The sequence below is a fragment of the Rhizobium anhuiense genome (assembly GCF_003985145.1).
Lineage (GTDB): Bacteria > Pseudomonadota > Alphaproteobacteria > Rhizobiales > Rhizobiaceae > Rhizobium > Rhizobium anhuiense.
The window spans coordinates 120,913-147,634 of the sequence record NZ_ML133535.1; the positions used below are offsets into that span (position 1 = coordinate 120,913).

At 61.4% G+C, this 26,722-nt stretch carries 27 protein-coding genes and 1 tRNA gene; 17 read left to right on the top strand and 11 right to left on the bottom strand.

Annotation, left to right across the window (positions count from 1 at the left end; genetic code table 11):
* Positions 1 to 100: 100 nt before the first annotated feature.
* From EEQ99_RS27855 to mepA, 3 genes are all read right to left on the bottom strand, one after another.
* On the bottom strand, positions 101 to 1,126 hold the full coding sequence (locus tag EEQ99_RS27855) for a glucokinase (protein ID WP_028756083.1): 1,026 nt from the start codon (positions 1,124 to 1,126) through the stop codon (positions 101 to 103).
* Between the two features lie 17 nt (positions 1,127 to 1,143).
* The gene (locus tag EEQ99_RS27860; protein ID WP_028756082.1) at positions 1,144 to 1,524 is read right to left on the bottom strand and encodes a methylglyoxal synthase; all 381 of its coding nucleotides are present in this window, start codon (positions 1,522 to 1,524) and stop codon (positions 1,144 to 1,146) included.
* Between the two features lie 88 nt (positions 1,525 to 1,612).
* Positions 1,613 to 2,689 carry a penicillin-insensitive murein endopeptidase gene (gene mepA / locus EEQ99_RS27865; protein WP_028756081.1) on the bottom strand — a complete coding sequence of 359 codons (1,077 nt, stop codon included), beginning with the start codon at positions 2,687 to 2,689 and terminating at the stop codon, positions 1,613 to 1,615.
* A 261-nt stretch (positions 2,690 to 2,950) separates the two neighbouring features.
* Here mepA and EEQ99_RS27870 point away from each other — a divergent pair, with 261 nt between their 5' ends.
* The 7 genes from EEQ99_RS27870 (at position 2,951) to pncB (ending at position 11,715) form a co-directional block, all read left to right on the top strand.
* Entirely contained in the window at positions 2,951 to 4,780 is a 1,830-nt protein-coding gene (locus tag EEQ99_RS27870) for an extracellular solute-binding protein (RefSeq protein WP_028756920.1), read from the top strand.
* A gap of 150 nt (positions 4,781 to 4,930) precedes the next feature.
* Entirely contained in the window at positions 4,931 to 6,019 is a 1,089-nt protein-coding gene (locus EEQ99_RS27875; RefSeq protein WP_047617429.1) for a microcin C ABC transporter permease YejB, read from the top strand.
* Positions 6,019 to 7,167: an ABC transporter permease gene (locus EEQ99_RS27880; protein ID WP_127431390.1), complete on the top strand. Its 1,149-nt coding sequence runs from the start codon at positions 6,019 to 6,021 to the stop codon at positions 7,165 to 7,167. The genes EEQ99_RS27875 and EEQ99_RS27880 overlap by 1 nt, the downstream gene beginning before the upstream one ends.
* Complete coding sequence (locus tag EEQ99_RS27885) at positions 7,164 to 8,801, top strand: ABC transporter ATP-binding protein (RefSeq protein ID WP_028758176.1); 1,638 nt, start codon at positions 7,164 to 7,166, stop codon at positions 8,799 to 8,801. The genes EEQ99_RS27880 and EEQ99_RS27885 overlap by 4 nt, the downstream gene beginning before the upstream one ends.
* Positions 8,802 to 8,809: 8 nt before the next feature.
* Positions 8,810 to 9,769, top strand: a complete 960-nt coding sequence (locus EEQ99_RS27890; RefSeq protein ID WP_127431391.1) for a 2-hydroxyacid dehydrogenase — start codon at positions 8,810 to 8,812, stop codon at positions 9,767 to 9,769.
* Positions 9,770 to 9,861: 92 nt separating this feature from the next.
* On the top strand, positions 9,862 to 10,224 hold the full coding sequence (locus tag EEQ99_RS27895) for a hypothetical protein (RefSeq protein ID WP_097544464.1): 363 nt from the start codon (positions 9,862 to 9,864) through the stop codon (positions 10,222 to 10,224).
* Between the two features lie 186 nt (positions 10,225 to 10,410).
* The gene (pncB, locus tag EEQ99_RS27900) at positions 10,411 to 11,715 is read left to right on the top strand and encodes a nicotinate phosphoribosyltransferase (RefSeq protein WP_028758179.1); all 1,305 of its coding nucleotides are present in this window, start codon (positions 10,411 to 10,413) and stop codon (positions 11,713 to 11,715) included.
* Here pncB and EEQ99_RS27905 read toward each other — a convergent pair.
* The 3 genes from EEQ99_RS27905 to EEQ99_RS27915 all read right to left on the bottom strand — a co-directional run bounded on the left by EEQ99_RS27905 (position 11,697) and on the right by EEQ99_RS27915 (position 13,406).
* Positions 11,697 to 11,936 carry a CrpP-related protein gene (locus tag EEQ99_RS27905; RefSeq protein ID WP_028758180.1) on the bottom strand — a complete coding sequence of 80 codons (240 nt, stop codon included), beginning with the start codon at positions 11,934 to 11,936 and terminating at the stop codon, positions 11,697 to 11,699. The two genes, pncB and EEQ99_RS27905, sit on opposite strands and share 19 nt — an antisense overlap.
* 393 nt (positions 11,937 to 12,329) lie before the next feature.
* Positions 12,330 to 12,539 (bottom strand): KTSC domain-containing protein, encoded by a 210-nt coding sequence (locus EEQ99_RS27910; protein ID WP_028758181.1) that lies wholly within the window; start codon positions 12,537 to 12,539, stop codon positions 12,330 to 12,332.
* Between the two features lie 246 nt (positions 12,540 to 12,785).
* The gene (locus EEQ99_RS27915) at positions 12,786 to 13,406 is read right to left on the bottom strand and encodes an RBBP9/YdeN family alpha/beta hydrolase (RefSeq protein WP_028758182.1); all 621 of its coding nucleotides are present in this window, start codon (positions 13,404 to 13,406) and stop codon (positions 12,786 to 12,788) included.
* 41 nt (positions 13,407 to 13,447) lie between these two features.
* Here EEQ99_RS27915 and EEQ99_RS27920 point away from each other — a divergent pair, with 41 nt between their 5' ends.
* A complete protein-coding gene (locus EEQ99_RS27920) occupies positions 13,448 to 13,924 on the top strand; it encodes an Lrp/AsnC family transcriptional regulator (protein ID WP_028758183.1) in 477 nt (158 codons plus the stop codon).
* A gap of 93 nt (positions 13,925 to 14,017) precedes the next feature.
* Here EEQ99_RS27920 and EEQ99_RS27925 read toward each other — a convergent pair.
* A tRNA-Ser gene (locus EEQ99_RS27925) sits at positions 14,018 to 14,107 on the bottom strand.
* A gap of 228 nt (positions 14,108 to 14,335) precedes the next feature.
* Between EEQ99_RS27925 and EEQ99_RS27930 the strand changes: the two genes are divergently transcribed.
* The 9 genes from EEQ99_RS27930 to deoA all read left to right on the top strand — a co-directional run bounded on the left by EEQ99_RS27930 (position 14,336) and on the right by deoA (position 23,044).
* Positions 14,336 to 14,653: a hypothetical protein gene (locus EEQ99_RS27930; protein ID WP_028759164.1), complete on the top strand. Its 318-nt coding sequence runs from the start codon at positions 14,336 to 14,338 to the stop codon at positions 14,651 to 14,653.
* A gap of 317 nt (positions 14,654 to 14,970) precedes the next feature.
* Positions 14,971 to 15,963: a BMP family lipoprotein gene (locus EEQ99_RS27935; RefSeq protein WP_003544460.1), complete on the top strand. Its 993-nt coding sequence runs from the start codon at positions 14,971 to 14,973 to the stop codon at positions 15,961 to 15,963.
* Positions 15,964 to 16,051: 88 nt separating this feature from the next.
* On the top strand, positions 16,052 to 17,563 hold the full coding sequence (locus EEQ99_RS27940) for an ABC transporter ATP-binding protein (RefSeq protein ID WP_048338302.1): 1,512 nt from the start codon (positions 16,052 to 16,054) through the stop codon (positions 17,561 to 17,563).
* A 7-nt stretch (positions 17,564 to 17,570) separates the two neighbouring features.
* Positions 17,571 to 18,674: an ABC transporter permease gene (locus EEQ99_RS27945; protein WP_047617449.1), complete on the top strand. Its 1,104-nt coding sequence runs from the start codon at positions 17,571 to 17,573 to the stop codon at positions 18,672 to 18,674.
* A 10-nt stretch (positions 18,675 to 18,684) separates the two neighbouring features.
* Positions 18,685 to 19,656 (top strand): ABC transporter permease, encoded by a 972-nt coding sequence (locus EEQ99_RS27950; RefSeq protein WP_048338271.1) that lies wholly within the window; start codon positions 18,685 to 18,687, stop codon positions 19,654 to 19,656.
* A gap of 1 nt (position 19,657) precedes the next feature.
* Positions 19,658 to 20,047 carry a cytidine deaminase gene (locus EEQ99_RS27955; RefSeq protein WP_028757711.1) on the top strand — a complete coding sequence of 130 codons (390 nt, stop codon included), beginning with the start codon at positions 19,658 to 19,660 and terminating at the stop codon, positions 20,045 to 20,047.
* Positions 20,044 to 20,844: a purine-nucleoside phosphorylase gene (locus tag EEQ99_RS27960; RefSeq protein WP_097544461.1), complete on the top strand. Its 801-nt coding sequence runs from the start codon at positions 20,044 to 20,046 to the stop codon at positions 20,842 to 20,844. The genes EEQ99_RS27955 and EEQ99_RS27960 overlap by 4 nt, the downstream gene beginning before the upstream one ends.
* A gap of 114 nt (positions 20,845 to 20,958) precedes the next feature.
* Complete coding sequence (gene deoC / locus EEQ99_RS27965) at positions 20,959 to 21,735, top strand: deoxyribose-phosphate aldolase (protein WP_127431392.1); 777 nt, start codon at positions 20,959 to 20,961, stop codon at positions 21,733 to 21,735.
* Position 21,736: 1 nt separating this feature from the next.
* The gene (gene deoA, locus EEQ99_RS27970; RefSeq protein WP_028757043.1) at positions 21,737 to 23,044 is read left to right on the top strand and encodes a thymidine phosphorylase; all 1,308 of its coding nucleotides are present in this window, start codon (positions 21,737 to 21,739) and stop codon (positions 23,042 to 23,044) included.
* Between the two features lie 6 nt (positions 23,045 to 23,050).
* Here the strand turns inward: deoA and EEQ99_RS27975 are convergent, their stop codons facing one another.
* From EEQ99_RS27975 to EEQ99_RS27990, 4 genes are all read right to left on the bottom strand, one after another.
* Positions 23,051 to 23,620 (bottom strand): TIGR02281 family clan AA aspartic protease, encoded by a 570-nt coding sequence (locus EEQ99_RS27975; RefSeq protein ID WP_028756112.1) that lies wholly within the window; start codon positions 23,618 to 23,620, stop codon positions 23,051 to 23,053.
* A 127-nt stretch (positions 23,621 to 23,747) separates the two neighbouring features.
* A complete protein-coding gene (upp, locus tag EEQ99_RS27980; RefSeq protein WP_012759721.1) occupies positions 23,748 to 24,377 on the bottom strand; it encodes a uracil phosphoribosyltransferase in 630 nt (209 codons plus the stop codon).
* A gap of 93 nt (positions 24,378 to 24,470) precedes the next feature.
* Positions 24,471 to 25,439: an adenosine deaminase gene (locus tag EEQ99_RS27985; RefSeq protein ID WP_028757044.1), complete on the bottom strand. Its 969-nt coding sequence runs from the start codon at positions 25,437 to 25,439 to the stop codon at positions 24,471 to 24,473.
* The gene (locus EEQ99_RS27990; RefSeq protein WP_028757045.1) at positions 25,436 to 26,656 is read right to left on the bottom strand and encodes a phosphopentomutase; all 1,221 of its coding nucleotides are present in this window, start codon (positions 26,654 to 26,656) and stop codon (positions 25,436 to 25,438) included. Before EEQ99_RS27990 ends, EEQ99_RS27985 begins: the two co-directional genes overlap by 4 nt.
* Between the last annotated feature and the right edge of the window lie 66 nt (positions 26,657 to 26,722).

Here is a 26,722-nt window from a genome sequence, read left to right on the forward strand (position 1 = left end):
CCCGCGAAGGCGACGCGCACTTTTGCCGGGGTCTATAAAGAGTTGGGACCGGTTTGGCTAGAGCGCCGCGCGTCCCCGCAGAGGACGCGCCAAGGACGCTCTAGCGCCGCCAGCGGCGGCCTTCCGTCGAGACGCCGAAGTTCGCCGGCATCCGTGCGTAGGAGGAAAGCCCGGCAAGTGCTGCCAGCGGATGCGTCACCACATAAGTCGGGATGGTGCGAAGCAGCGCGGTATGCGGCGCCTTGTCCTCGAAGGCAATGCGGAATTCCGGCTTCTTCAGCGCCGGGATGATCTTCTGCGAGATGCCGCCGGAGAGATAGACGCCACCGCGCGCCATGAACACCATCGCCATGTCGCCCGCCACGCGGCCGAGATAGGTGGCAAACAGCGAGACGGTCTCGATAGCCGCCTTGTCGGTGCCGGCAAGCGCGTGCGAGGTGATATCGGCGGGATCCTTCATCGTCGGCTGGATGCCATCGACGATGCAGATGGCATTGTAGAGATTGACGAGGCCGCGGCCGCAGAGGATTTGCTCGGCCGAGACGCGGCCCTCGATCGTCTCGATATGCGGGAAGATCTCATAGTCGCGCTTGCTGCGCGGTCCGAGATCGACATGGCCGCCTTCGCCGGGGACCGGGATCCAGCTGTGCTGGGCATGAACGAGCCCGCCGACGCCGAGGCCGGTGCCAGGTCCGAGTACGACGCGCGAGGCGATCATGTCGCCGGTGGCGTCGCCGATGCGTTCGCGGTTTTCATCCGACAGGGCGGCGATCGCCAGCGCCTGCGCCTCGAAATCGTTGACGACCAGCACGTCCTCCATGCCGAGGCCTTCGATCATCGTCTTTGGCCGCACCACCCAGTCGCAATTGGTCAGCGGGATCTCGTCGTCGTTGATCGGGCCGGCGACGGCGAGGATCGCCGAGCGCGGCTGTACGGCTGTCTTGTCGAGCACGCCTTTCTGGATCGCTTCGTCGATCGTGGCGAAGTCAGCCGTGCGTACGTTCGGAAACTGCTTCGGTTCGGCATAGGCATCGGTCAGGATGGAGAAGCGGGCATTGGTGCCACCGATATCGCCGATCAGGATCGGGAAAGGCAGCGGAGCGGTGCTGTTATTCGGTTTTGGCATGGCCGGTCCCGTGCTGATCAGGCTTCGAGTGTGGGAAGAAGTTTTATAGCGGTCGCGTGGTTGAGCGCCATCGGAATATCATAGACGATCGCAAGCCGCATCAGCGCCTTTACGTCGACATCGTGCGGCATCGGCGTCAACGGGTCGACGAAGAAGATCAGGGCATCCACCTCGCCGGTCGAAATCAGTGCGCCGATCTGCTGGTCTCCGCCGAGCGGCCCGCTTTTCAGCCTGACAACGTCGAGGTCGGGGGCGGCATCGAGCACACGTCCGCCGGTCGTGCCGGTGGCGACGATCTTCCAGCGGGAGAGAATGTCCCGGTTGGTGCGGGCGAATTCCGCCATGTCGTCCTTCTTCTGGTCATGCGCAATCAATGCAAGGCATTTGCCGCCGGCCATCAACCCCTCCGCCCGAACAATTCAATCGATTTGATGGCTTCTATACCAAGAGTTTGCGATTTGAAAGACAACGCACGCCAGGCCTGTTTCATTGGATCGCCGGCTTGTCGTTCGGAACCGGACCGACATCGGGCAAAGCGCCGTCCGTGCCGGCGGCGGGTTCCGCGGCCGGCGCGGCAGTGAGCGCGCTTGCAGCGGACGGTCCGCCATAGGTGGCGGCCTGCATCGAGGCGACGGAAGCACCATCGAGCACGGCGGCGCAGGCCTTCGGCAGGTCGGAGACCATCATCTCGCGCGGCGGCTTCGGCGGCTTGGCACCGGGCTTCGGCGGTTTCGGCGGCGCCCAGGGCGCCGGCGTGAACCACCAGGCGAGCGATTTGTCGCAGCCGTCGCCGGCAGGAACAGGAGCCTGCGGCGTGCATCCGGCAGCACCGGGCGGGCATTTGATGCGGATGTGGAAATGCGAGTCATGGCCATATTCCGGCCGGAGCTTGCCGAGATTGGTGCGGTCGCCCGTCCAGGTGTCGCACATTTTCTTCTTGATCGCCGGGTTGACGAAGATACGCTCCACCTCGGGGTAGCTTGCCGCCAGCATCAACAGACGCGCCCGCGATTGCGTCCAGACCTTCGGGTCGACGGTCAGGAACTTTTCCTTCTGCAGCATGGTGGTGAAGGGCAGATCCTCGCGCTCCTCGGCGGTCATCCGGCGCGCCGGCATCGGCGTAAACCAGACATCGGCATCGAGGCCGATCTGATGGGAGGCATGGCCGTTGAACATCGGCCCGCCGCGCGGCTGCGCAATGTCGCCCACGAGAAGGCCCGGCCAGCCGGCATATTTGACCCCATCCTCAGAAAGACGTTCGAGCAGCGCGATCATCGCCGGATTGCCCCAGCGGCGATTGCGCGAAAGCCGCATCGCTTCCCAGGTCGGCCCGTCGGCCGGCAGCGCCACCGCACCTGTCATGCAGCCCTTTGCGTAAAAGCCGATCGGCTGCGCCGGTCCCTGCGTCGGCAGGCTGACGGCGCCGAACTGCCCCTTGGCGCTGCCCGGACTCGGTGTCTTCTGCTGAGCTCCGACATCGCCGGCGGCAAGGCTTGCGCCGATTGCGCCGGCAAGCGTCAGTTTGCCGAATGTCCTGAAAGCCTGAGCGAAGCCGAAAGCCATGCTATTTCCTTGAACCGCTGCCGAAGTGATTTGCGTCAAATCTATCGTGAAAAGCGATTTTGGTGAATCGATGTTTTGGCTGGTGGTGGGAAGCGGCGGTGACGGATCGCCGCAGAGTTGCGCCGCATATTGCGAAGGCGACGCATCGAGGCGAGACGATGGCTCAAAATTTCGCGAGCCCGGCAAAAACCAAACTCTCTCCTGTTTTTCGCCCCTATTTTTCGTATTGTCGAATCAATGAAAAAACAGGGGAAAGCGTGAATGACGGCTCTATGGTCGAAGATCGGTCTGTTTCTGTCGCTTGCTGCTGTGGCGCCACTGACGGCAACGGCCCAGGACCAGCCGTTTCAGATCGGAAGCTCGGTCGTTAGCCAGATGAAGTACAAACCGGGCTTTGCGCACTTCGACTACGTCAATCCCGATGCGCCGAAAGGTGGAGATCTCCGTCTTTCCGCAAGCGGCGCCTTCGACACTTTCAATCCTCTGCTTGCAAAGGGCCAGACAGCCGTAGGTCTGTCGCTTGTTTACGACACGTTGCTGAAGCCGGCCGATGACGAACTTCTCGTCTCCTACGGCCTGCTTGCCGAAGGCCTCTCCGTTCCCGATGACGTGTCGAGCGCGACCTTTCGGCTGCGGAAGGAAGCGAAATGGGCCGATGGTCAGCCGGTAACGCCCGAAGACGTCATCTTTAGTCTGGACAAGACCAAGGATTTGAACCCGCTTGCCGGCAATTACTACCAGCACGTTGTCAAAGCGGAAAAAACCGGCGAGCGCGACGTCACCTTCATCTTCGATGAGAAGAACAATCGCGAACTGCCGAACATTCTCGGCCAGTTGATGGTCGTCCCGAAACATTGGTGGGAGGCGCCCGGACCGGACGGCAAACCGCGCGACATTACCAGGACGACGTTGGAGCCCGTGATGGGGTCCGGACCTTACAAGATCGCTTCCTTCTCGCCCGGCGCCACAATCCGTTATGAACTGCGTGGCGACTATTGGGGCAAGGACCTCAATGTGAATGTCGGCCAGAACAATTTCCGCAACGTCATCTACACCTATTTCGGTGATCGGGACGTCGAGTTCGAAGCTTTTCGCGCCGGCAACAGCGACTATTGGCAGGAAACCACCGCTGCCCGTTGGGCGACGGGATATGATTTTCCCGCAGTGAAGGAAGGACGGGTCAAGAAGGAGGAGGTTGCAAACCCGCTGCGCTCCACCGGCATCCTGCAAGCGCTGGTGCCCAATATGCGGCGTGACCTCTTCAAGGACATCAGAGTCCGCGAAGCCTTGAACTACGGGTTCGACTTCGAGGAACTGAACCGCACTGTCGCCTTCAACAGTTACAAACGCATCGACAGCTATTTCTGGAACACCGAGCTTGCCTCTTCCGGCCTGCCGCAGGGCAGGGAACTGGAAATTCTGCAGGGCATGAAGGACAAGGTGCCGGCAGAAATCTTCACCACGCCCTATACCAATCCGGTCGGCGGCGATCCGCAGAAGAGCCGTGACAACCTCCGCAAGGCAATCGCGCTACTGAAAGACGCTGGCTGGGAGCTGAAGGGCAATCGCATGGTCAACAGCAAGACCGGCCAGCCGATGAGTTTCGAGATCCTGTTGTCGAGCCCGATGTTGGAGCGCTGGGCGGTGCCTTATGCCAGCAATCTCAAGAAAATCGGCATAGATGCGCGGGTTCGGACGGTCGATGCCTCGCAAGCTGTCAACCGCGAACGCAGCTTCGACTATGATATGATCTGGAATGTCTGGGCTGAGACCATGAACCCGGGCAACGAGCAAGCCGACTATTGGGGATCCGGCTCTGTCAACCAGCAGGGCTCTCGCAACTACGCCGGTATTGCTAACCCGGCGGTCGATGAGCTCATTCGCATGATTATCTTCGCGCCGAACCGCGATGAACAGGTTGCTGCGATCAAAGCCATGGACCGCGTATTGCTGGCAAATCACTACGTCATCCCGCTGTTCTACCGTGATACCTATAACATCGCCTATTGGAACACGGTCACGCATCCGGCCGAATTCCCGGCCTACAGCCTTGGCTTCCCCGATGCCTGGTGGTCGACCTCGGCAAAATGAGCGGGCTTGCAATGAAGGGGCCCTCGGCTCCAAATGGCACGAGCGAATCACGACAAGCCGGCAGGGCCGGCAAGGGAAGGCTGGCGGATTGAGCGGCATTAGACTGGACGGCGGGCAGACAGGAAAAACATTCCCGGAGGCTGAAGGCTGATGGGCGCCTATATCCTTCGCCGCCTGCTTTTGATGGTTCCAACCATTGTCGGCATCATGGCGATTTCCTTCATCGTCATTCAGTTCGCCCCCGGCGGTCCCGTCGAGCAGGTGATCGCCCAACTGACCGGTCAGGCCGATAGTGCCGACCAGCGACTGTCCGGCGGCGGCGATCTTCTCGGCGGCACCGGCAGCGATGAAGGCTCAAAATATCGCGGTGCCCAGGGGCTTGATCCGGAACTGATCGCCAAGCTCGAAAAACAGTTCGGCTTCGACAAGCCGCCGCTGACCCGTTTCGGCGAGATGATGTGGAACTACATCCGCTTCGATTTCGGCGAGAGCTTCTTCCGCAACACCTCGGTGCTCGAGCTCATCAAGGAGAAGCTGCCGGTGTCGATCTCGCTCGGCATCTGGATCCTGATCTTCTCCTATGCCATCTCCATTCCGCTCGGCATCCGCAAGGCGGTCAAGGATGGATCGACCTTCGATGTCTGGACATCGGGCGTCATCGTCGTCGGCTACGCCGTGCCGAGCTTCCTCTTCGGCATTCTCCTGATCGTGCTTTTTGCCGGCGGCTCCTTCTACGACTGGTTTCCGCTGCGCGGCCTGGTCTCCGATAATTTCGACCAGCTGGCCTGGTGGCAGAAGCCGCTCGACTATTTCTGGCACCTGACCCTGCCGCTGATCTCGCTTTCCCTGTCCGCCTTTGCCACGACGACGCTGCTGACCAAGAATTCCTTCATCGAGGAGATCAAGAAGCAATATGTCGTCACCGCCCGCGCCAAGGGCCTGAACCAGCGCCAAGTGCTCTACGGCCATGTCTTCCGCAACGCCATGCTGATCATCATTGCCGGTTTTCCCGGCGCCTTCATTTCCGCTTTCTTCACCGGCTCGCTGCTGATCGAAAACATCTTCTCGCTGGATGGCCTCGGCCGTCTCGGCTATCTCTCGGTCATCAACCGGGATTACCCGATCGTCTTCGCCACCCTCTACATCTTCTCGCTGCTCGGCCTCTTCGTCAGCCTGGTTTCCGACCTGATCTACACCTGGATCGATCCGCGCATCGATTTCGAGCGGAGGGATGTCTGATGGACGCCGCCGCAAACCCTGCCGTCACCACGCCTGTCAAGCCGCCGCGCAAGGGCCTGCTGTCGCCGACCAACATCCGCCGCTGGCAGAATTTCCGGGCAAACGGCCGCGGTTATTGGTCGCTGTGGCTGTTCCTGGTGCTGTTCGTCCTCAGCCTGTTTGCCGAGTTCATTGCCAACGACCGGCCGATCATCGCCTCCTACAAGGGCGAGATCCTGTTTCCCGTGCTGGTCGACTATCCCGAGGAGAAGTTCGGCGGCTTCCTGGCCGAAACCGACTATCGGTCCTCGGTGATTGCGGATGAGATCGATGCCAATGGCTGGATGATCTGGCCGCCGATCCGCTATTCCTACCGCTCGGTCAATTCCAGCATTCCCCATTCAGCACCCACCGCCCCCTTCTGGCTGATGACCAAGGAGGAGCGCTGCGCCGGTTATCCGCAAGGCGTGAACGATCCCGATTGCACCTTCGGCAATCTCAACTGGCTCGGCACCGACGACCAGGCGCGCGACGTGCTGGCGCGGGTCATCTACGGTTTCCGCATATCGGTGCTCTTTGGCCTGATGCTGACCATCTGCTCGGCGATCATCGGCGTGGCGGCGGGTGCGGTGCAGGGCTATTTCGGCGGCTGGACCGATCTGCTGCTGCAGCGCTTCATCGAGATCTGGTCGTCGATGCCGGTGCTTTACATCCTGCTGATCATCGCGGCCCTCCTGCCGCCCGGCTTCTTCGTGCTGCTCGGCATCATGCTGCTCTTCTCCTGGGTCGGCTTCGTCGGCATCGTGCGCGCCGAATTCCTGCGGGCCCGCAATTTCGAATATGTCCGCGCCGCCCGGGCCCTCGGCGTCAACAATCGCACCATCATGTGGCGCCACCTGCTGCCGAACGCCATGGTGGCGACGCTGACCTTCCTGCCCTTCATCCTCTCCGGCTCGATCACCACGCTGACCTCGCTCGATTTCCTCGGCTTCGGCATGCCGCCGGGCTCCCCCTCGCTCGGCGAGATGATCGCCCAGGGCAAGACCAACCTTCAGGCCCCGTGGCTCGGACTGACGGCTTTCTTCGCCATGTCGATCATGCTGTCCCTGCTGATCTTCATCGGCGAAGCCGTGCGCGATGCCTTCGATCCGAGGAAGACGTTCCAATGAGTGACATGAAAGAACCGCTGCTTTCCGTCCGCGATCTCTCGGTTGCCTTTCATCAAGGCGGCGAGACCTCGCTGGCCGTCGATCACATCTCCTTCGATATCGCCAAAGGCGAAGTCGTGGCGCTGGTCGGCGAATCCGGCTCCGGCAAGTCGGTCTCGGCCAACTCGATCCTGCGGCTTTTGCCCTATCCCTCGGCAAGCCATCCTTCCGGCGAAATCCTGTTCAAGGGCAAGGACCTTCTGAAGGCGTCGGAGCGGGCGCTGCGGGAAGTGCGCGGCAACGACATCACCATGATCTTCCAGGAGCCGATGACCTCGCTCAATCCGCTTCATACGATCGAGAAGCAGATCGCCGAGATCCTTGCCCTGCACCAGGGACTCACCGGTGAGCCGGCGCGCCAGCGTGTGCTGGAATTGCTGAACCAGGTCGGAATCCGCGAACCGGAGAAGCGGTTGAAAGCCTATCCGCACGAGCTCTCCGGCGGCCAGCGCCAGCGCGTCATGATTGCCATGGCGCTCGCCAACCGGCCGGAACTGCTGATCGCCGACGAGCCGACCACGGCGCTCGACGTTACCGTACAGGCGCAGATCCTCGAATTGCTCCGGCAGTTGAAGGCCGTACACGGCATGTCGATGCTGTTCATCACCCATGATCTCGGCATTGTCCGCAAATTCGCCGATCGCGTCTGCGTCATGACCAAGGGCAGGATCGTCGAAACCGGAACCGTCGAGGAGGTTTTCGCCAACCCGAAGCACGAATATACCCGCCATCTTCTCGCTTCCGAACCGCGCGGCGAGCCGCCGCTCGCCGATCCGTCGAAGCCGGTGGTGATGGAAGGGTCCGATATCCGTGTCTGGTTCCCGATCAAAGCAGGGCTGATGCGTCGCGTCGTCGATCATGTGAAGGCGGTCGACGGCATCGATCTGTCGCTGCGCGCCGGCCAGACGCTCGGCGTCGTCGGCGAGTCCGGTTCCGGCAAGACCACGCTCGGCCTGGCGCTCACCCGGCTGATTTCCTCGCAAGGACGGATCGCCTTCGTCGGCACGGATATAGCCGGCTATTCATTCAGCGAGATGCGGCCGCTGCGCAACCAGTTGCAGGTGGTCTTTCAGGATCCCTATGGCTCGCTCAGCCCCCGCATGTCGGTTGGCGATATCGTCGCCGAGGGGCTGAAGGTGCACGAGCGCTCCTTGACCGCGGAGGAGCGCGACCAGCGTGTCTGCTGGGCGCTGGAGGAGGTGGGTCTCGATCCCCTGACCCGCTGGCGTTATCCGCACGAATTCTCCGGCGGCCAGCGTCAGCGCATCGCCATCGCCCGGGCCATGGTGCTGAAGCCCCGTTTCGTCATGCTCGACGAGCCGACCTCCGCGCTCGATATGAGTGTCCAGGCCCAGGTGGTCGATCTCCTGCGCGACCTGCAGAAGAAACACGATCTCGCCTATCTCTTCATCAGCCACGACCTCAAGGTGGTGAAGGCGCTCGCCAACGATGTCATCGTCATGCGTTTCGGCAAGGTGGTGGAACAGGGGCCGTCAGCGGAAATCTTCCGCGCGCCGAAGGACGATTATACCCGGGCGCTGATGGCCGCCGCTTTCAACATCGAGGCGGTGCCGACGCCCGCCGTGCAGCAATAAAGAAGATCATGTCCGCAAGTCCTCCTGTTCTCGTCGATATCAAGTTCAATGCCGAAGGCGTCGCCCGCGTGCTGAAGACGGCCTTTGCCGATCGCGGCAGCATCAATCTCGCCGATCCGGCCAATCGGGCACGCGATCTCCGCGCGGTCGAATACGCGCTTCTCTGGAAGCCGGATGCCGACCTTTTTGCGCGGGCGCCGAATCTCAAGATCATCTTCTCGGGCGGCGCCGGCGTTGACCACATTATCGGCATGGCCGGCCTGCCCGAGATCCCGATCGTCCGCTTCGTCGACCGCAGCCTGACGACCCGCATGAGCGAATGGGTGGTCATGCAGTGCCTGATGCATCTGCGCGGGCAATACGCCCATGACAGCCATCAGCGGCGGCGCGAATGGGCCAAGCTGATCGCGCCTGAGGCAGCGGAGGTGACGGTCGGCGTCATGGGCCTCGGCATTCTCGGGCAGGATGCGGTCGCCAAGCTGAGAGTGATGGGCTTCAACGTCATCGGCTGGTCGCGCAGCCGCAAACAGATCGATGGCGTCGAAACCTTCGATGCCGGCGGATTGGATAGTTTTCTCGCAAGGACGGACATCCTCGTCGGTCTGCTGCCGCTGACGCCCGAAACCTCCGGCTTCTATAACGCAGGGCTGTTTGCCAAGCTGCGCCGCAACGGCGCGCTCGGGCAGCCGGTTTTCATCAATGCCGGCCGCGGCAAGAGTCATGTCGAGGCCGATATCGTTTCCGCCATTCGTGACGGTACCCTCGGCGGCGCTTCGCTGGATGTCTTCGAGGTGGAGCCGCTCGCCGCCGACAACCCCTTATGGGAATTGCAGAACGTCTTCATCACGCCGCATGACGCGGCCGTCTCCGAAGAAAATGCGCTGTTTCGCCATGTCGAGACCCAGATCGCCCGTTTCGAGCGCGGCGAGCCGCTGCAATTCGTGGTCGACCGCGCCGTCGGCTATTAGAGCCGCACGGAACCTTCCAGACGGCAACCCGTTTTCTCCTTCGAGTTCTTGACGGCCGGATCGGTCCGTCAAGACAGCCGAAGGAGACGATCATGGCGCATCAGACGGATACACGCTGGGAAAAGTCCGATGGCAAGCTTCACAAGGAAGAGCAGATCCCGCCTGTAAAGGCCAGGCAGGGCCGCACGGGCTATCGCATCCTGCTGGTGCTGCTCGCGGCTCTGGTGCTCGCTTTCGTGGTCTGGATACCGGTCGAGATCTGGGGCCAGCGCGAGGCAAACGACGTGGCGCCGCAGCAGCCCGGCCAGCAGTTGCAGTCGCAACAGTCAGGCACCGCGCCAGCGCCGAGCCTTCAGAACGGCACTGCGGTTCCGACCGAGACTCAGAACACGACGCCGGCCGCCCCTGGTGTCGCGCCTGCAGCGCCAGCCCAACCCGCCGCACCGGCCCAATAAGCGTGAGGATGCGCGCTCGCATCCCGCCGCCGTGCAGGCTGCGGGGTGCCTATTGTTTTATCTGGACTTTGTCTGCTGATTTTTCGATAAGAAGGCGCACGAGCCGGTTTCGTGCGCCGGCCGGGAACGTGGCACGACCCGGGAATTTGGCAGCGCCTGACCGGAGTGGACAGGGGCGGGAATTTCATGGCCAAGACGGATATCGCAAGACGCGTTTACAATCACGCTTGGAAACTTGATCCGATCATCCGCAGCCTGATCGATACCGATTTCTATAAGCTGCTGATGCTGCAGATGATCTGGAAGCTCTATCCGGACGTGAACGCCTCCTTCACCCTCATTAACCGCACCAAGCGCGTGCATCTTGCCGAGGAGATCGACGAGGGTGAATTGCGCGAACAGCTCGATCACGCCCGCACGTTGCGGCTCTCGAAAAAGGAGATGATCTGGCTTGCGGGTAACAGCTTCTATGGCCGCGCCCAGATCTTCGAGCCGGAATTCCTTGCCTGGCTTTCCAATTTCCAACTTCCCGAATACGAGCTGTCGAAGAAGGACGGGCAATATGTTCTGGATTTCCACGGGCCGTGGAAGGAAACCACCATGTGGGAGATCCCGGCGCTCGCCATCGTCAACGAGCTGCGCTCACGCTCGGCGATGAAGGCGCTCGGCCCCTTCACCCTCGATGTGCTCTATGCCCGGGCCAAGGCGAAGATGTGGTCGAAGGTCGAGCGGTTGAAGGAACTGCCGGGCCTACGCATCTCCGATTTCGGCACCCGCCGCCGTCACAGTTTCCTCTGGCAGCGCTGGTGCGTCGAAGCGCTGAAGGAAGGCATCGGCCCGGCCTTTGCCGGCACCAGCAACGTATTGCTGGCTATGGATTCCGATCTCGAGGCCGTCGGCACCAATGCCCACGAGCTGCCGATGGTGGCCGCCGCCCTTGCCCAAACCGATGAGCAACTGCGCAATGCGCCCTACAAAATCCTGCGCGACTGGAACAAACTCTATGGCGGCAATCTTCTGATCGTCCTGCCGGATGCCTTCGGCACTGCCGCCTTCCTGCGCGACGCGCCGGAATGGGTCGCCGATTGGACCGGCTTCCGCCCGGACAGTGCTCCGCCGATCGAAGGCGGCGAGAAGATCATCGACTGGTGGAAGAAAATGGGCCGTGATCCACGCCAGAAGCTGCTGATCTTCTCCGATGGCCTCGATGTCGACGCCATCATCGATACCTACCGGCATTTCGAAGGCCGTGTGCGCATGAGCTTCGGCTGGGGCACGAATCTGACGAACGATTTTTCCGGCTGCGCGCCGATCGAAATCTCCGGCCTCAACCCGATCTCCGTCGTCTGCAAGGTCAGTGACGCCAATGGCCGTCCGGCGGTGAAGCTCTCCGACAACCCGCAGAAGGCGACGGGCGAACCGGCAGAGGTCGAACGCTACCTGAAATTCTTCGGCGCCGAAGACAGGGTCGATCAGACCGTTCTCGTATAGCTCCGGGACGAGGTGCCGCCATCCCGAGGCGCATTGGTATGCCCCGACATCGCATCCTCGATCGACCAACCGAAGCGCCAGGCGTCGAACATCGAGTACCATTCCTGAAAATCGGTGATCGGCAGGATATCCGGCTTCGACATCGGATTGTCGGCCAGGCTGCGGCCACGTGCACGGTCCCGTGCGCCACGCTCCTGCATCTCAAGCAGATTCTCGAACATCATTACCCCCCGGGTCTTCATCCGATGCATTTATGCAATCATGCTAATAAAGCATTGTCGAGTCCTGATGCGATGATTTGGGTTTTTCACAGGATTAGCCCCAATGCGCTAATCCAGGGATGGCGGAGCCCGAACTGGCCGAGCGTGACAACGCTCGGCTTGCGCTCCATGAACGCCTAGTGACGGGGAGGCTCGGCTTCCTGGCTGGGGTCCGCCGCCGAGCCTCCCGGCTTGCCGACCTTGAACCAGCCGGCAGCGCCGACAAACTGCCGCTTTCCGGCAGGCGTGATCCAACCCAGATGACATCAATGGCTAACGACAGGTTAATATCCACCGGCCTCGTCCCGATCCTACGCAATCCTGCAACGTAGGCTCGCGGCATTCCTCGGGGTTTCAGGCCGCCAATCTGCGAAACCGGGTTCTGATCCGGTCGAGATAGTAGTGGCCGGGAGACGGCGCTGCCGTCATCGCATGGGCTTCGGAGGAGGGCACGCCTTCGAACAGACGTTCCTCGCCATTCTTGAAACAAATCCTGAGCCGCCCGTCATCCTGGCTGAAATAGACGGATTTGATGATCTTCGACTTTACCGAAAGTTCTTCCACCTGTTTTACCTCTGTTTTTTTAAATTTGGCAGACGGTAAACCCAAACGTGCAAAGACGCGGTGAACTCGCATGGTAAAAAATCAGGAATCTTTCGACGTTTGAAACCCGCAGCACCATCGCAGCGCCGGGTTCGAAAGCCTCGAACGCACGCTTGTGAGCGGTGTATTTCGTTGCCCTCTCTCGCACGCGTCCCGCACACGCAAAGGCCTGTGTCAGTCATTTGATCCGTGAAGCCGGAAACAAGATCAAGCCCGATCAGATTTTGCCAATCCGGCGGAGAACGCCGTCAGCAGAGCCCTTCCCGGGCCCCAATCCTCAAGGCCGCTTTGCCCGTTGATATGGCCGAAAGGGCCGATCTCGACAAGGCCGCTGCCCCACAGATCGGCTCGTGCACGGGCATAGCCTGGCGTGCCGAAGGGATCATCGGCGCTTGCGATAATCAGCGTGGGAAAGCGCATTCGTTGCAATGGCGGATCTGCGAATCCGGCGGCCTCCTCAGGGAATGACACGGACTGCGGATCGGGGACCGCTACAAGAAACGCTCCGGCAACGGCAAGTGAGGAAATCTGCTGCCAATGAGCGACCAGCAGACAGGCAAGGCTATGAGCGACGAGCAGGGGAGGGGTTGCCGATGCGCCGACGGCGCGCTCCAGGGCTGAAATCCAGTCCGCCAAGTCGGGCTTTTCCCAATCGGCCGGTTGAAAACGCCGCATTTTGGGGTTCGACCTTTCCCAGCGCGTTTGCCAATGAGCCTCGCCCGAACCGCCAATCCCCGGCAATATAATGATGTCCCTCATGTCTTTTCCTCTGATCATCCGTGCAGGTGAAAATGATGCATTTTCATTTGCTTCGGAATGAATGATCATCGGAAAACCGCGCCGCTCTCCGATGATTTCAAGGTGATCCCATGGCTTTTCAGGAAAACAATCGGGTTTTGCTCGATCCAACCGATATCGCCATTATTGAAGCGATGCAGGAAAACGGCCGCATTGCGATTTCCGAACTCGGCCGACGGGTCGGGCTCTCTCAGCCGGCGGCATCGGAACGGGTCAAACGACTGGAAGACCGCGGCATCATTACCGGTTACTCCGCTCGTATCGACCCTGCCGCTCTGGGAATTGGAATGACGGCTGTGCTTCGCCTGCGCACGACGCATGAGCATATCAAACCCTGTCTGAAACAGTTCGCCGAGATGCCGCAAGTCATGGAAGTATTGCGCCTGACCGGAGAGGACTGCTTTCTCTTGAAGGTGCTGGTTCCGTCGCCTGGAGAGCTGGAAACGATCGTTGACACGATCGCGCGTTTTGGGGCCGTGACGACATCCCTGGTGTTGCGCGGCGAGAATCCGAAGCCGATTGGACGCGCCCTGCTGCAGCGCGTTTGAGAATATGCGGACGACCAGTGAAGCGCGCCGCCAAAAACGCTTCCGCGTCCCGCTCGCGATACGGTTTGAAATCTATATTGAGAAACGGGGATATGGCGGACAGGGTGGGATTCGAACCCACGGTACGCTTTCACGTACACACGCGTTCCAGGCGTGCGCCTTAAACCACTCGGCCACCTGTCCTTTTTTGGCGTTCGCGCCCGGATAGGAGCAAATCGTCGGAACGGCGCGATATATACCGATGAATTTTCGCCGATCAACCGAAATCTAACAGTTTTTTGACTTCTTTCGATAAAACTCGCCGCGGCCCGTCCATTGTGCTTCACCTCATCGATGACTATGTAATTCTCCGAGGTGGAGAATGGCGCGGCCGGCCGGAATTGTCCGGCATATCGAGCGTCGGAGGAATTGATGCGTTTCCTGTTGCGTCTGGCGAGTCTTGTCGCGCTTGCGGCGGCCGTTATTGCCGGGACCATCGATTCGATCCAATCGGTTGCGGCCTCCTCCGTGGTGATGACGCCGATCTCCGATGCCTGGGAGGATGTGAGCCCGACCACACTGACCTCGCTGCAAGCGGCCCTTTCCTATTACGTCCACCCGCGTTTCTATACCTTCATCTTCCAGTGGCTGATGCTCCAGCCGGCCTTTGCCGTTTTCCTGGTAATCGCACTGCTTCTGTGGATGATCGGCTACAAGAAGCCGCCCATCGCCGGTCGCTTCACCGCATAGAAAAGGCGGTTTCGCCCGCACCATCCGGCGAGAAATCCGCATGGGCATCGGCCCTCTACAGCCTCGATATTTGTCACCGGATTGGCTAGAAAATCTGCATCCTGACGGAAAGAATGTCCAAAAATCAGCCCCGAAGAGCGGATTTTCGGCAATTGTTGCAAATCTTTACCAGCTGAAAAATTTCTGGTGAATTTTTCCGTGAGCCATGCAAGGATGCGCGCAGCCAGGCCTCCGGGGGGAGGTCGGTGGTTCCGCAGACATGCCCGGAAAGGGCTTGCGGGAGGACCCCTAACGAATAGCAACAACAGGGCTGCACAATGAAAAAATCCCTTCTCACTCTCTTTGCCGTGGCTGCCATGTCGACGACGGCGCTTGCCGCCGATGTCAAGCCGGCGCTGGTTTACGGCACCGGCGGGAAGTTCGATAAGTCCTTCAACGAGGCGGCCTACAACGGTGCCGAGAAGTTCAAGGCCGAGACCGGCATTGCCTATCGCGATTTCGAGCCGACGGGCGACACCCAGGGCGAGCAGGCCATCCGCAACTTCGCAAGCCGCGGCTTCAATCCGGTGGTTGCCGTTTCCTTCGCCTGGACGTCGGCCATCGAGAAGGTTGCAGCCGAATTCCCGGACACCAAGTTCATCATCGTTGACTCCGTCGTCGACAAGCCGAACGTCCGCTCGGTTGTCTACAAGGAAGAAGAAGGCTCCTACCTCGTCGGCGTTCTCGCCGGCATGGCGTCGAAGTCAGGCAAGGTCGGCTTCGTCGGCGGCATGGATATTCCGCTGATCCGCAAGTTCGAATGCGGCTACGAGCAGGGCGCACGCTCCGTCAAGGCCGATATCGAAGTCTTCCAGAACATGACCGGCACGACGGGCGCTGCCTGGAACGACCCGGTCCGCGGCGGCGAACTCACCAAGAACCAGATCGACCAGGGCGCTGACGTCGTCTATGCGGCAGCCGGTGCCACCGGTCTCGGCGTTCTGCAGACTGCGGCCGACAACAAGAAGCTGTCGATCGGCGTCGACTCCAACCAGAACTACCTGCATCCGGGCTCGGTCCTGACCTCGATGGTCAAGCGTGTCGACCTCGCCGTCTACAATGCCTACAACGACACCAAGAACGACAAGTTCACCGGCGGCGTTCAGGCGCTCGGCGTCAAGGAAGACGGTGTCGGCGCTGCGATCGACGAGCATAACAAGTCGCTGATCACGCCGGAAATGCAGGCTGCCGTCGACAAGGCCAAGGCCGACATCATCGCGGGAACCGTCAAGGTTCACGATTACACCTCGGACAACGCTTGCCCGAAGTGATCCGCGCCCGAATGTGATCGACGATTGAGATCGGGCGTATGGCGGAGGGGATTTTCGCCATACGCCCTTTTCTTATTTGGAGCCTGCAGTGACAGATAAGCCCGCTATCGAGCTTGTCGGCATCGACAAGAAGTTCGGTGCCGTCCACGCCAACAAGGACATCAACCTCACCGTTGCCAAGGGGACGATCCACGGCATTATCGGCGAAAACGGCGCCGGCAAATCGACCCTGATGTCGATCATCTACGGTTTCTACCATGCCGACAGCGGCGAGATCCGCGTCAACGGCAATCCCGTCACCATCCGCGACAGCCAGGCGGCGATCGCCACCGGCATCGGCATGGTGCACCAGCATTTCATGCTGGTCGATAATTTTACGGTGCTCGAAAACATCATGCTCGGCGCCGAAGGCGGCATGCTGCTGGCCAGAGGCGTCGCGTCGGCCCGGGCCGAGCTCAAGCGGCTGGAAACGGAATATGGCCTGGAGGTCGATCCCGATGCGCTGATCGAAGAGCTTCCGGTCGGCCTGCAGCAGCGTGTCGAAATCCTGAAAGCCATGTATCGCGGCGCCGAGATCCTGATCCTCGACGAGCCCACCGGCGTGCTGACGCCGGCGGAAGCCGATCATCTTTTCCGCATCCTCAAAGTGCTGCGCGACCAGGGCAAGACGATCATCCTCATCACCCACAAGCTGCGCGAGATCATGGCGATCACCGACACGGTCTCGGTCATGCGCCGCGGCGAAATGGTCGCCACCCGCAAGACGGCGGAGACGACGGTGGAGGAACTCGCCGAGCTGATGGTCGGCCGCCGCGTGCTGCTGCGCGTGCAGAAGGGCGAGGCGAACCCGGGAGCCGCCGTCCTGTCCGTCCGCAACCTGACGGTCAAGGACAATCGCGGCGTCACCATGGTCGACAACGTCTCCTTCGATGTGCGCGCCGGCGAAATCGTCGGCATCGCCGGTGTCGCCGGCAATGGCCAGTCCGAACTGCTGGAGGCGATTGCCGGCATCCGCAAGCCGACCTCCGGCGAAATTCTTCTCGACGGCAAGACGATCGACAAGGCCGATCCCGCCCGCCTGCGCGATCTCGGCCTCGCTCATATCCCCGAGGACCGCCACCATATGGGCCTGGTGCTGAAATTCGAGGAGTACGAAAATTCCGTACTCGGCTACCATCGCCGCCCGGGCTACAGCAAAGGTCCGCTGCTCGATCTCGAAGCGATCCGCAAGGATGCGATGGAGAAGATCGAGAAATACGACATCCGCCCGCCGAACCCGCGTCTGAAGACGGCGAATTTCTCCGGCGGCAACCAGCAGAAGATCGTTGTTGCCCGTGAGATCGAACGCGATCCGAAGATGCTGATCATCGGCCAGCCGACCCGCGGCGTCGATATCGGCGCCATCGAATTCATCCACCGCCGGATCATCGAAATGCGCGACGCGGGCAAGGCGATCCTGCTCGTCTCCGTCGAACTTGATGAAATCCGCGCCCTTTCGGACCGTATCCTTGTCATGTTTGCCGGCCATGTCGTCGGCGAGAAGACGCCCGATGCCGGTGAACAGACCCTCGGCCTGATGATGGCCGGCATTGCCGCGTGAGGCCTTTATGAGCACAGCTTCCGTTCCGCTACCAAACTGGATCAACTACGGCCTCATCCCGCTTTTGAACCTTATCGTCGCCTTCCTGATCTCCGGCTTCGTCGTCTGGCTGATCGGCGAGAGCCCGCTCGATGCGCTGTCGCTGCTGATCCAGGGCGCGCTCGGCAATGGCGAAGGCATCGGCTTCACGCTGTATTATGCGACGAGCTTCATCTTCACCGGCCTCTCCGTCGCGGTGGCGATCCACGCCGGCCTTTTCAACATCGGTTCCGAAGGCCAGGCCTATATCGGTGGCCTCGGCTGCGCGCTGGTGGCGCTTTCGCTCGATCGTTACGTGCCGTGGTATGTGACGATGCCGATCGCGGTCGTCGGCGCCGGCCTGTTCGGCGCAGCCTGGGCCTTCATTCCGGCCTTCCTGCAGGCAAAACGCGGCAGCCACATCGTCATCACGACGATCATGTTCAACTATATCGGCGCCGCACTGATGGTGTACCTCCTGGTGCATGTGCTGATCGTGCCGGGCAAAATGGCGCCGGAAACCCGGACCTTCCTCGACGGCGGCCAGTTGCCGAAGCTCGGCTGGGTCATGCAGCTGTTCGGCGCCAAGCTGGGGGCTGCCCCGTTCAATGTCTCCTTCATCATTGCGCTCGTCGTCAGCTATCTCGTCTGGCTGCTCGTCTGGCGCACCAAGCTCGGTTTCGAGATGCGCACGCTGGGCGTCAGCCCGACGGCTGCGGCCTATGCGGGTATCCCCTATGCCCGCACGGTCATCATCGCCATGCTGCTGTCCGGCGCGCTCGCCGGCATGATGGCGTTGAACCCCGTCATGGGCTCGTCGGCCCGCCTGCAGGTGGAATTCGTCGGCGGTGCCGGCTTCGTCGGCATTGCGGTCTCGCTGATGGGCCGCAACCATCCGCTCGGCATCATCATGGCAGCGATTCTCTTCGGCATCCTCTACCAGGGCGGTGACTGGATCTCCTTCGAAATGCCGAATATCACCCGCGAGATGATCCTCGTCATCCAGGGTCTGGTGATCCTTTTCGCCGGCGCGCTGGAATATATGTTCCGGCCGGCGATGGTGCGTCTCTACCAACAGTTCAAGCGCGGTTAAGGAGCGGGCGATGGATTATTACGACATCTTCATCAGCGTCCTGAGCTCGACCATCCGCCTGTCGATCCCACTGATCTTCACCGCTCTTGCCGGTCTGTTTTCGGAGCGCGCCGGTATCTTCGATATCGGCCTCGAGGGCAAGATGTTGGGCTCGGCCTTTGCCGCCGCCTGCGTTGCCTATCTCACCGATTCGGCCTGGCTTGGGCTTGGCGCCGGCGTTATCTGCTCGGTGGCGCTGAGCCTGGTGCATGGCTTTGCCTCGATCACCAACCGCGGCAACCAGATCGTCTCCGGTGTCGCGATCAACTTCTTCATCGCCGGCATCACCATCGTGCTCGGCCAGGCCTGGTTCGGCCAGGGCGGCCGCACGCCGCAGCTGTCGCCGGATTCACGCTTCGCGCCGATCATCCTGCCGGGCGCCGATGCCGCGCGCGACATACCGATCATCGGTCCGATCTATGCCAATGTCATTTCGGGCAACAATATCCTCACCTACCTCGCCTTTCTTGCCGTGCCCTTCTCCTGGTGGGTGCTTTACCGCACGCGTTTCGGCCTCAGGCTCCGCGCCGTCGGCGAAAACCCGGGTGCGGTCGATACGGCTGGTATCTCGGTCGCCTGGCTGCGGTACCGCGCCGTCATGTGTGCCGGCATTCTCTGCGGCTTTGCCGGCACCTATCTGGCAATCGCCCAGTCCGCCGCCTTCATCAAGGACATGTCGGCCGGCAAGGGCTACATTGCGCTCGCTGCTCTGGTCTTCGCCAAGTGGAAGCCGGTGCCGGTCATGTTTGCCTGCCTGCTTTTCGGCTTCCTCGATGCGCTGGCAAATTTCATGCAGGGAAAGCAGGTGCCGCTGATCGGGGAGGTGCCGGTTCAGGTCTTCCAGGCGCTGCCCTATGTCCTGACCTGCGTCCTGCTTGCCGGCTTTATCGGCGTCGCGACCCCGCCGAAGGCAGGTGGCGTGCCCTATACGAAGGAGCGTTGATATGTCTCACGATCTGTTCGAAGCCGCCCGCGGCGCCATGGCCTTTGCCCATGCGCCCTATTCGAAATTCCCGGTCGGTGCGGCGATCCGCGCCGAGGACGGCAAGGTCTATACCGGCGCCAACATCGAAAACCTCTCCTTTCCGCAAGGATGGTGCGCCGAGCCGACGGCGATCGGCGCCATGATCATGGGCGGCGCGAAGAAGATCGTCGAAATGGCGGTCATAGCCGAAAAACTGCCGCTCTGCCCGCCCTGTGGCGGCTGCCGCCAGAAGATCTCGGAATTTGCCTCGAAGGAGACGAGGATCTACCTCTGCGATGAGGCGGGCGTGAAGAAGACGATGACGATGGAAGAGCTTCTTCCCTTCAGCTTCGAGACCGAACTCGGATGAAGGCGACGGTCAGCCTGCTCGCCGCATTGCTTGGTGGGATCAAGCCGCGCCACGGCATCGTGCTCGGCTCCGGTCTCGGCTCTCTCGTCGGTGAGCTCGACGGCGCCGTGCGTGTTCCCTATCGTGACCTGCCGGGCTTTCCCGTCAGCGCCGTCTCCGGCCACGCAGGCGAAGTCGTCGCCGGCCGCCTCGGCGGTGTGCCTGTCGTCATGCTCTCCGGCCGCGTACATTATTACGAGAAGGGCGATGCCAACGCCATGCGCGTGCCGATCGAGGTGCTGAAGGCGCTCGGCGTCGAAGTGCTGATCCTGACCAATTCGGCCGGATCGTTGCGTGACGACCTGCCGCCCGGTTCGGTGATGCAGATCACCGACCATATCAACTATTCCGGCATGAACCCGCTGATCGGTGAGGAAAGCGATCAGCGTTTCGTCGGCATGACCAATGCCTATGATGCCGGCCTTGCCGCGGCGATGCAAAGGGCGGCGGCAAAGCTTAAAATCGACCTGGCGCAGGGTGTCTACATGTGGTTCTCCGGTCCCAGCTTCGAAACGCCGGCCGAAATCCGCATGGCGCGCATCCTCGGTGCCGATGCCGTCGGCATGTCGACGGTGCCCGAGGTGATCATCGCAAGAATGCTGGGCCTGAGGGTTGCCGCCGCCTCCGTCATCACCAACTATGGGGCAGGCATGACCGGCAATGAGCTCAGCCATGAGGAAACCAAGGACATGGCGCCCGTTGGCGGCGCCCGTCTCGCCGCCATACTGAAAGACATGATTGCGGCTGGAACAGGATGATTTTAGGCCGGGTCGGCCTAAAATCTGAATCCTGTTCTACATTATAGAGTTAGAGCATGATGTCATGAGAAAACCGCTCACACTTTTCGGCATCATGCTCGAGAGGAAGCGAAGATGAATAGCCATTCCAACCGGGAAACGGCGGCGGTCGCCCTTTCTCTCCTCGATCTCACCAATTTGAAGGATGATTGCACCGAGGCGCAGATCGACGCGCTCTGCGCCCGCGCGCAGACGCCCTACGGCAACAGCGCTGCAATCTGTATCTGGCCGCGGTTTGTCGCCCAGGCCCGCAATATCCTCGGCACCGGGCATGCCGTGCGTATCGCGACCGCCGTCAACCTCCCCTTCGGCGATATGGAAGTGGCCGATGTCGCCGCCGAAGCACGCGAGGCGATTGCCGATGGCGCCGATGAGATCGATCTGGTCATTCCCTACCGCAAGCTGCTCGCCGGCAACGAGAAGGCGGTGACCGACATGGTCAAGGCCGTGCGCGCCGAATGCGCCAACCCCGTTCTGCTGAAGGTCATCATCGAGACCGGCGAGCTGAAGGATGCGGCATTGATCCGCCGCGCCTCCGAACTCGCCATCGAAGCCGGCGCCGATTTCATCAAGACATCCACCGGCAAGGTTGCCGTCAACGCGACGCTCGAAGCCGCCGACATCATGATCCGCACTATTCGCGAAAGCGGCCGCAAGGTCGGCTTCAAGCCGGCCGGCGGCATCGGCTCGGTGGCCGATGCCGCACTCTATCTGAGCCTTGCCGAAACCATCATGACACCGGATTGGGCGATGCAGTCGACATTCCGCTTCGGCGCTTCCGATCTGCTCGACGATATCCTGGCGGTTCTGAGCGGAATCCCGTCGGCCTCTGTTGCGGCGTCGAGCTATTGAAATGATTCCGCAGGAAATCATCCGGCGTAAGCGCAATGGCGACGAACTCGACGCCGCCGATATCAGCGCCTTCATCGCGGCGCTCGCCGCCGGCCGACTGTCGGAAGGCCAGGTCGGCGCATTCGCCATGGCCGTCTGGTTCAAGGGCATGTCGCGGGCCGAAACCGTGGCTTTGACGCTGGCGATGGCCGACTCCGGCGACAGGCTGCAATGGGCCGATATCGATCGCCCGATCGCCGACAAACATTCGACCGGCGGCGTCGGCGACAATGTTTCGCTGATGCTGGCGCCGATCGCCGCCGCCTGCGGCCTGGCTGTTCCGATGATCTCCGGGCGTGGCCTCGGCCATACCGGCGGCACGCTGGATAAGCTCGAATCCATTCCCGGCTATATGATCACCCCCGATGCGGACCTGTTCCACAAGGTCGTGAAGGAGGCGGGATGCGCCATCATAGGCCAGACCGGCGCCTTGGCGCCGGCCGACGGCAGGCTCTATGCCGTGCGCGACGTGACTGCCACCGTCGATTCCATTCCCCTCATCACCGCCTCGATCCTCTCGAAGAAACTTGCGGCCGGGCTCGAGACGCTGGTGCTCGACGTCAAGGTGGGCAACGGCGCCTTCATGGTCGAGCGCGACCAGGCGGAGATCCTGGCGCATTCGCTGGTGGAGGTGGCCAATGGCGCAGGCGTGAAAACCTCGGCCCTGATCACCGATATGAACCAGCCGCTTGCCGATAGTGCCGGCAATGCGGTCGAAATGCGCAACTGCCTGGATTTCCTGGCGGGCCGAAAAAGCGACACACGACTTGCGACCGTCGTTCTTGCCTTCGCCGGCGAAATGCTGGTGAAATCCGGCATTGCCGCTTCGTCTGATGAAGCCGAGAGGATGGCGCGTCAGTCCCTGTCATCGGGCAAGGCGGCCGAGGTCTTCGCGCGCATGGTGTCCATGCTTGGCGGCCCGGCCGATCTCATCGAAAACCCCGACCGGTACCTGGCCAAAGCGCCTGTGGAAAAACCTGTCCCGGCCGCCCGGTCCGGCTGGCTTGCTGCCTGCGATGCGCGTGGTATCGGCGTCAGTGTCATCGATCTCGGCGGTGGTAGACGCCATCCGGCTGACCGGATCGATCATCGCGTCGGCTTCTCCGACCTCCTGCCGCTCGGAACCCGCGTGACCGCCGGCGAACCGATCGCTCTCGTTCATGCCGCCGACGAAGCCGCGGCGGAGAGGGCAGCTGCAGCACTTGCCGCGCACTACCGCATCACCGAGGACAGACCGGAGTTGACGCCGGTGATTGCCGGCCTGATCTGATGCGATTTACTGCTTGAGGCTGAGCGAACCGTCGGCGACGGAATAGGAGGCGAGCTTCTGCAGGAAGCTCATGCCGACCAGCGTCGTCGTCAGCGCATCGTCCTTGAGGACGAAGGCTTCGACATCGCGCACACGAATACCGCCGATTTCGATCCGGTCGAGCGTCACATGCGCGGCTTTCGTCTGGCCGTTCGCAGTGTTCACCCCATAGCGGAAATCGAGCTGGCTGGCGGTGAAGCCCAATCGGCGGGCGAGCGTCTCGTTGAGCGCCACATAGGTCGCACCGGTATCGATCAGGCCCTGCACCGGTTTGCCGTTCATCTTGAAGCTGCCGGTATAGTGGCCCTGCGCATCGGCCTGCAGGCGGATCGCATTGCTGCCGGAGACCGGCGCGGATGTTGCGGGCTTGTCGCTCTCGGTCGATAGGTAATTGGCAGACAATGCATCAGCAGGCTGCTGGCTGGAGCCTTCGAGGAAGGAAGGCACTTGTGTGGCGAGCACCGCGGCGATGCTGGCGAAAAGGACGGTACGCACGAGCATGAAACAGAAATCCTTCCTGTATAAACCCGGCTTCATGCAGGGCCTCATGCTCCAAGCTTGCTAAGCCTCAAGTGCTGACAAGTTGCTAATATCGATAATGAAAAGGCCCGGAATGAACCAGCCGGGCCGTAAAGTCTTTCGATTTGGTAAAGAAAGGCTGAAACTATTTGGTGCCGTACATGCGGTCGCCGGCATCGCCGAGGCCGGGCACGATGTAGCCCTTCTCGTTGAGATGACTGTCGATCGATGCGGTGAAGACCGGAACATCGGGATGGGCGGCGCGGAAGTTGCGGATGCCTTCCGGGGCGGCAAGCAGGCAGAGGAAGCGGATATTGTGGGCGCCGCGCTCCTTGAGCTTGTCGATTGCCGCGATCGAGGAATTGCCGGTTGCAAGCATCGGGTCGACGACGATGATCAGGCGCTCGGCCACGTCCTCCGGCGCCTTGAAGTAATATTCGACCGGCTGCAGCGTCTCGTGGTCGCGGTAAACGCCGATATGCGAAACGCGGGCGGAAGGCACGAGATCGAGCATGCCTTCGAGCAGTCCGTTGCCGGCGCGCAGGATCGAGGCGAAGACCAGCTTCTTGCCCTCGAGGATCGGCGACTCCATCGTCTGCAGCGGCGTTTCGATCGTTTCCATCGTCAGTTCGAGATCGCGGGTCACCTCGTAACAGAGCAGCGTCGAGATTTCGCGCAACAACCGCCGGAAACTCCCCGTCGATGTCTCCTTGCGTCGCATGATGGTGAGCTTGTGCTGCACCAGCGGGTGATCGATGACCGTGACGCCGTCCATGGGGAAGCCTTTCATTCTTTCTATCGACTGTTTCTTTCACGGAAATCGGCCCGACTGCAAGAGTGGAGGCCAATCTTCCCCAGCCTCTCGTCCTTAAATCCGGGCAAGCAGGGCCTTGCGTGTCTCCTCGTCGACGAAGGCCGCTTCGATCGCCGTTTGTGTCATGCCGTTGATCTCGGCGTCGCTGAAGCCGAAGGCTCCGGCGGCAAGTTCGTATTCCCGCTCCAGCGAGGTATGGAAGAAGGGCGGATCGTCCGAGCTGATCGTCACCCTGACGCCTGCTTCCTTCAGCCGGCGCAGCGGATGGGAGGCGAAATCGGGAAAGACTCCGAGCGCGATATTGGAGCCCGGGCAGACCTCGAGCACGGTGCCGAGATCGGCAAGCCGCTTCACCAGATCGATATCCTCAACGGCGCGCACGCCATGGCCGATGCGCGAAGGACGCACCGCATCGAGCGCGTCGGTAACGCTGAACGCGCCGCAGACCTCACCGGCATGGATGGTCAGCCCCAGGCCGGCATCCCGGGCGATATCGAAGGCACGGGCGTAGTCGGCGACGCGCCCCATGCGCTCCTCGCCGGCAAGGTTGAAGCCTGTTATCAGAGGATTGCCGGCCTTAACAGCATATTCGGCAGCACCTATCACGCTCTCCGGGCCGAAATGCCGCTCGCCGGTGACGATCAGCCGAGCCTCGATGCCGCTCTTTTCCCTGGCCCGCCGGATGCCTTCGCAGATACCTGACATATAGGCGTCGGCCCCCAGTCCGATGCGCTTGCCGTGGTCGGGCGAAACGATGAGTTCGCTGTAGATCGTATTGATGCCGGCGAGTTCGTCGAGATAGGTCTCGGTTAGAAGCGCATAGTCCTCTTCGGTTCTGTAGACCTCGGAAATCTTGTCATAACATACGAGGAAGCTTGCGAAATCATGCCAGACATAGGCCCCGTCGCGAAGCTCCGCGCTGATGTCGACGCCGTATTTCCGTGCCTGCGCCGCGGTCAGAGCTGGCGGCGCCGCACCCTCCAGATGGCAGTGCAGTTCGACCTTCTTCAAATGCGATGTCACAGAAAACTCCTTCCGTGCGGTCCGGTTGGAATGCCCAGATGCCGTGCGATACTCTCGCCAATATCGGCATAGCTGCGGCGCACGCCGATCGAGCGCGACCGGATGCCGGGGCCGTAGGCGATGACAGGCACGCGCTCGCGCGTATGGTCCGTGCCACGCCAGGTCGGATCGCAGCCATGATCGGCGGTGAGCACGACGAGATCGCCAGGCTTCAGTTTCTTATGGACTTCGGGCAAGCGCGCGTCGAAAGCTTCGAGTGCCGCGGCATAGCCCGGCACATCGCGGCGATGGCCGTAGATCATGTCGAAATCGACGAAATTGGTGAAGACGAGATCGCCGTCCTCAGCCTCGTCGATGGCCGCGAGCGACGCATCCATCAGCGCCTCATTGCCGTTTGCCTTGATGACCCTGGAAATGCCCTGATGTGCGAAGATGTCACCGATCTTTCCCACAGCATGCACATGCCGGCCGTGTTCGATCAGCCGGTCGAGCAGTGTCGGCTCGGGCGGCAGCACGGAGAAGTCACGCCGGTTTCCGGTACGCTGGAAGGTAGAGGCGGACTGACCGATAAAGGGTCGGGCGATGACGCGGCCGATATTGTGGGAATCGAGCAGCCCCCGGGCCAAACGGCAAAACGCCAGCAGGCGATCGAGGCCGAAATGCTCCTCGTGCGCCGCGACCTGGAAGACGGAATCCGAGGACGTGTAGCAGATCGGCTTGCCGGTGCGGATATGGTCCTCGCCGAGCCGGGCGATGATCTCCGTTCCCGAGGCATGGCAATTACCGAGAATGCCGGGCACATCGGCCGCCATGCACAGCGCCTCGATGAATTCGGCAGGAAAGGCGTCGCCCTCCATCGGGAAATAACCCCAATCGAAACTGACAGGTGTTCCCGCGATCTCCCAATGGCCTGACGGCGTATCCTTGCCGCGGGAGATTTCGGTGGCGGCGCCATAAATGCCGTAGACCTTCTCCGGGATAGGCATGCCGGCCGGAAAACGGCCTGAGGCGGATCGCGCGATCTGCATGAGCCCGAGTTCCGACATATTGGGCAGGGAAAGCGGTCCTTCGCGCAAACCAGCGCGGTCTCCGGCTCCGGCGGCGCAGAACTCGGCGATATGGCCGAGCGTATCGGCGCCCTCGTCACCATAGGCCGCCGCATCCGGCGCCCCGCCGACGCCGAAGGAATCCAGAACGAAAAGAAAGGCACGCGCCATTTTACACCCGAAAGAGCCGATCGCCGCAATATCGAAGGCGGTTGAGATCCAGCCATATAATGCTGG

Coding starts and splice junctions, on each gene's coding strand:
- EEQ99_RS27855 (WP_028756083.1), bottom strand. CDS start 1,126: ATGCCAAAACCGAATAACAGCACCGCTCCGCTGCCTTTCCCGATCCTG.
- EEQ99_RS27860 (WP_028756082.1), bottom strand. CDS start 1,524: ATGGCCGGCGGCAAATGCCTTGCATTGATTGCGCATGACCAGAAGAAG.
- mepA (WP_028756081.1), bottom strand. CDS start 2,689: ATGGCTTTCGGCTTCGCTCAGGCTTTCAGGACATTCGGCAAACTGACG.
- EEQ99_RS27870 (WP_028756920.1), top strand. CDS start 2,951: ATGACGGCTCTATGGTCGAAGATCGGTCTGTTTCTGTCGCTTGCTGCT.
- EEQ99_RS27875 (WP_047617429.1), top strand. CDS start 4,931: ATGGGCGCCTATATCCTTCGCCGCCTGCTTTTGATGGTTCCAACCATT.
- EEQ99_RS27880 (WP_127431390.1), top strand. CDS start 6,019: ATGGACGCCGCCGCAAACCCTGCCGTCACCACGCCTGTCAAGCCGCCG.
- EEQ99_RS27885 (WP_028758176.1), top strand. CDS start 7,164: ATGAGTGACATGAAAGAACCGCTGCTTTCCGTCCGCGATCTCTCGGTT.
- EEQ99_RS27890 (WP_127431391.1), top strand. CDS start 8,810: ATGTCCGCAAGTCCTCCTGTTCTCGTCGATATCAAGTTCAATGCCGAA.
- EEQ99_RS27895 (WP_097544464.1), top strand. CDS start 9,862: ATGGCGCATCAGACGGATACACGCTGGGAAAAGTCCGATGGCAAGCTT.
- pncB (WP_028758179.1), top strand. CDS start 10,411: ATGGCCAAGACGGATATCGCAAGACGCGTTTACAATCACGCTTGGAAA.
- EEQ99_RS27905 (WP_028758180.1), bottom strand. CDS start 11,936: ATGTTCGAGAATCTGCTTGAGATGCAGGAGCGTGGCGCACGGGACCGT.
- EEQ99_RS27915 (WP_028758182.1), bottom strand. CDS start 13,406: ATGATCATTCATTCCGAAGCAAATGAAAATGCATCATTTTCACCTGCA.
- EEQ99_RS27920 (WP_028758183.1), top strand. CDS start 13,448: ATGGCTTTTCAGGAAAACAATCGGGTTTTGCTCGATCCAACCGATATC.
- EEQ99_RS27930 (WP_028759164.1), top strand. CDS start 14,336: ATGCGTTTCCTGTTGCGTCTGGCGAGTCTTGTCGCGCTTGCGGCGGCC.
- EEQ99_RS27935 (WP_003544460.1), top strand. CDS start 14,971: ATGAAAAAATCCCTTCTCACTCTCTTTGCCGTGGCTGCCATGTCGACG.
- EEQ99_RS27945 (WP_047617449.1), top strand. CDS start 17,571: ATGAGCACAGCTTCCGTTCCGCTACCAAACTGGATCAACTACGGCCTC.
- EEQ99_RS27950 (WP_048338271.1), top strand. CDS start 18,685: ATGGATTATTACGACATCTTCATCAGCGTCCTGAGCTCGACCATCCGC.
- EEQ99_RS27955 (WP_028757711.1), top strand. CDS start 19,658: ATGTCTCACGATCTGTTCGAAGCCGCCCGCGGCGCCATGGCCTTTGCC.
- EEQ99_RS27960 (WP_097544461.1), top strand. CDS start 20,044: ATGAAGGCGACGGTCAGCCTGCTCGCCGCATTGCTTGGTGGGATCAAG.
- deoC (WP_127431392.1), top strand. CDS start 20,959: ATGAATAGCCATTCCAACCGGGAAACGGCGGCGGTCGCCCTTTCTCTC.
- deoA (WP_028757043.1), top strand. CDS start 21,737: ATGATTCCGCAGGAAATCATCCGGCGTAAGCGCAATGGCGACGAACTC.
- EEQ99_RS27975 (WP_028756112.1), bottom strand. CDS start 23,620: ATGAAGCCGGGTTTATACAGGAAGGATTTCTGTTTCATGCTCGTGCGT.
- upp (WP_012759721.1), bottom strand. CDS start 24,377: ATGGACGGCGTCACGGTCATCGATCACCCGCTGGTGCAGCACAAGCTC.
- EEQ99_RS27990 (WP_028757045.1), bottom strand. CDS start 26,656: ATGGCGCGTGCCTTTCTTTTCGTTCTGGATTCCTTCGGCGTCGGCGGG.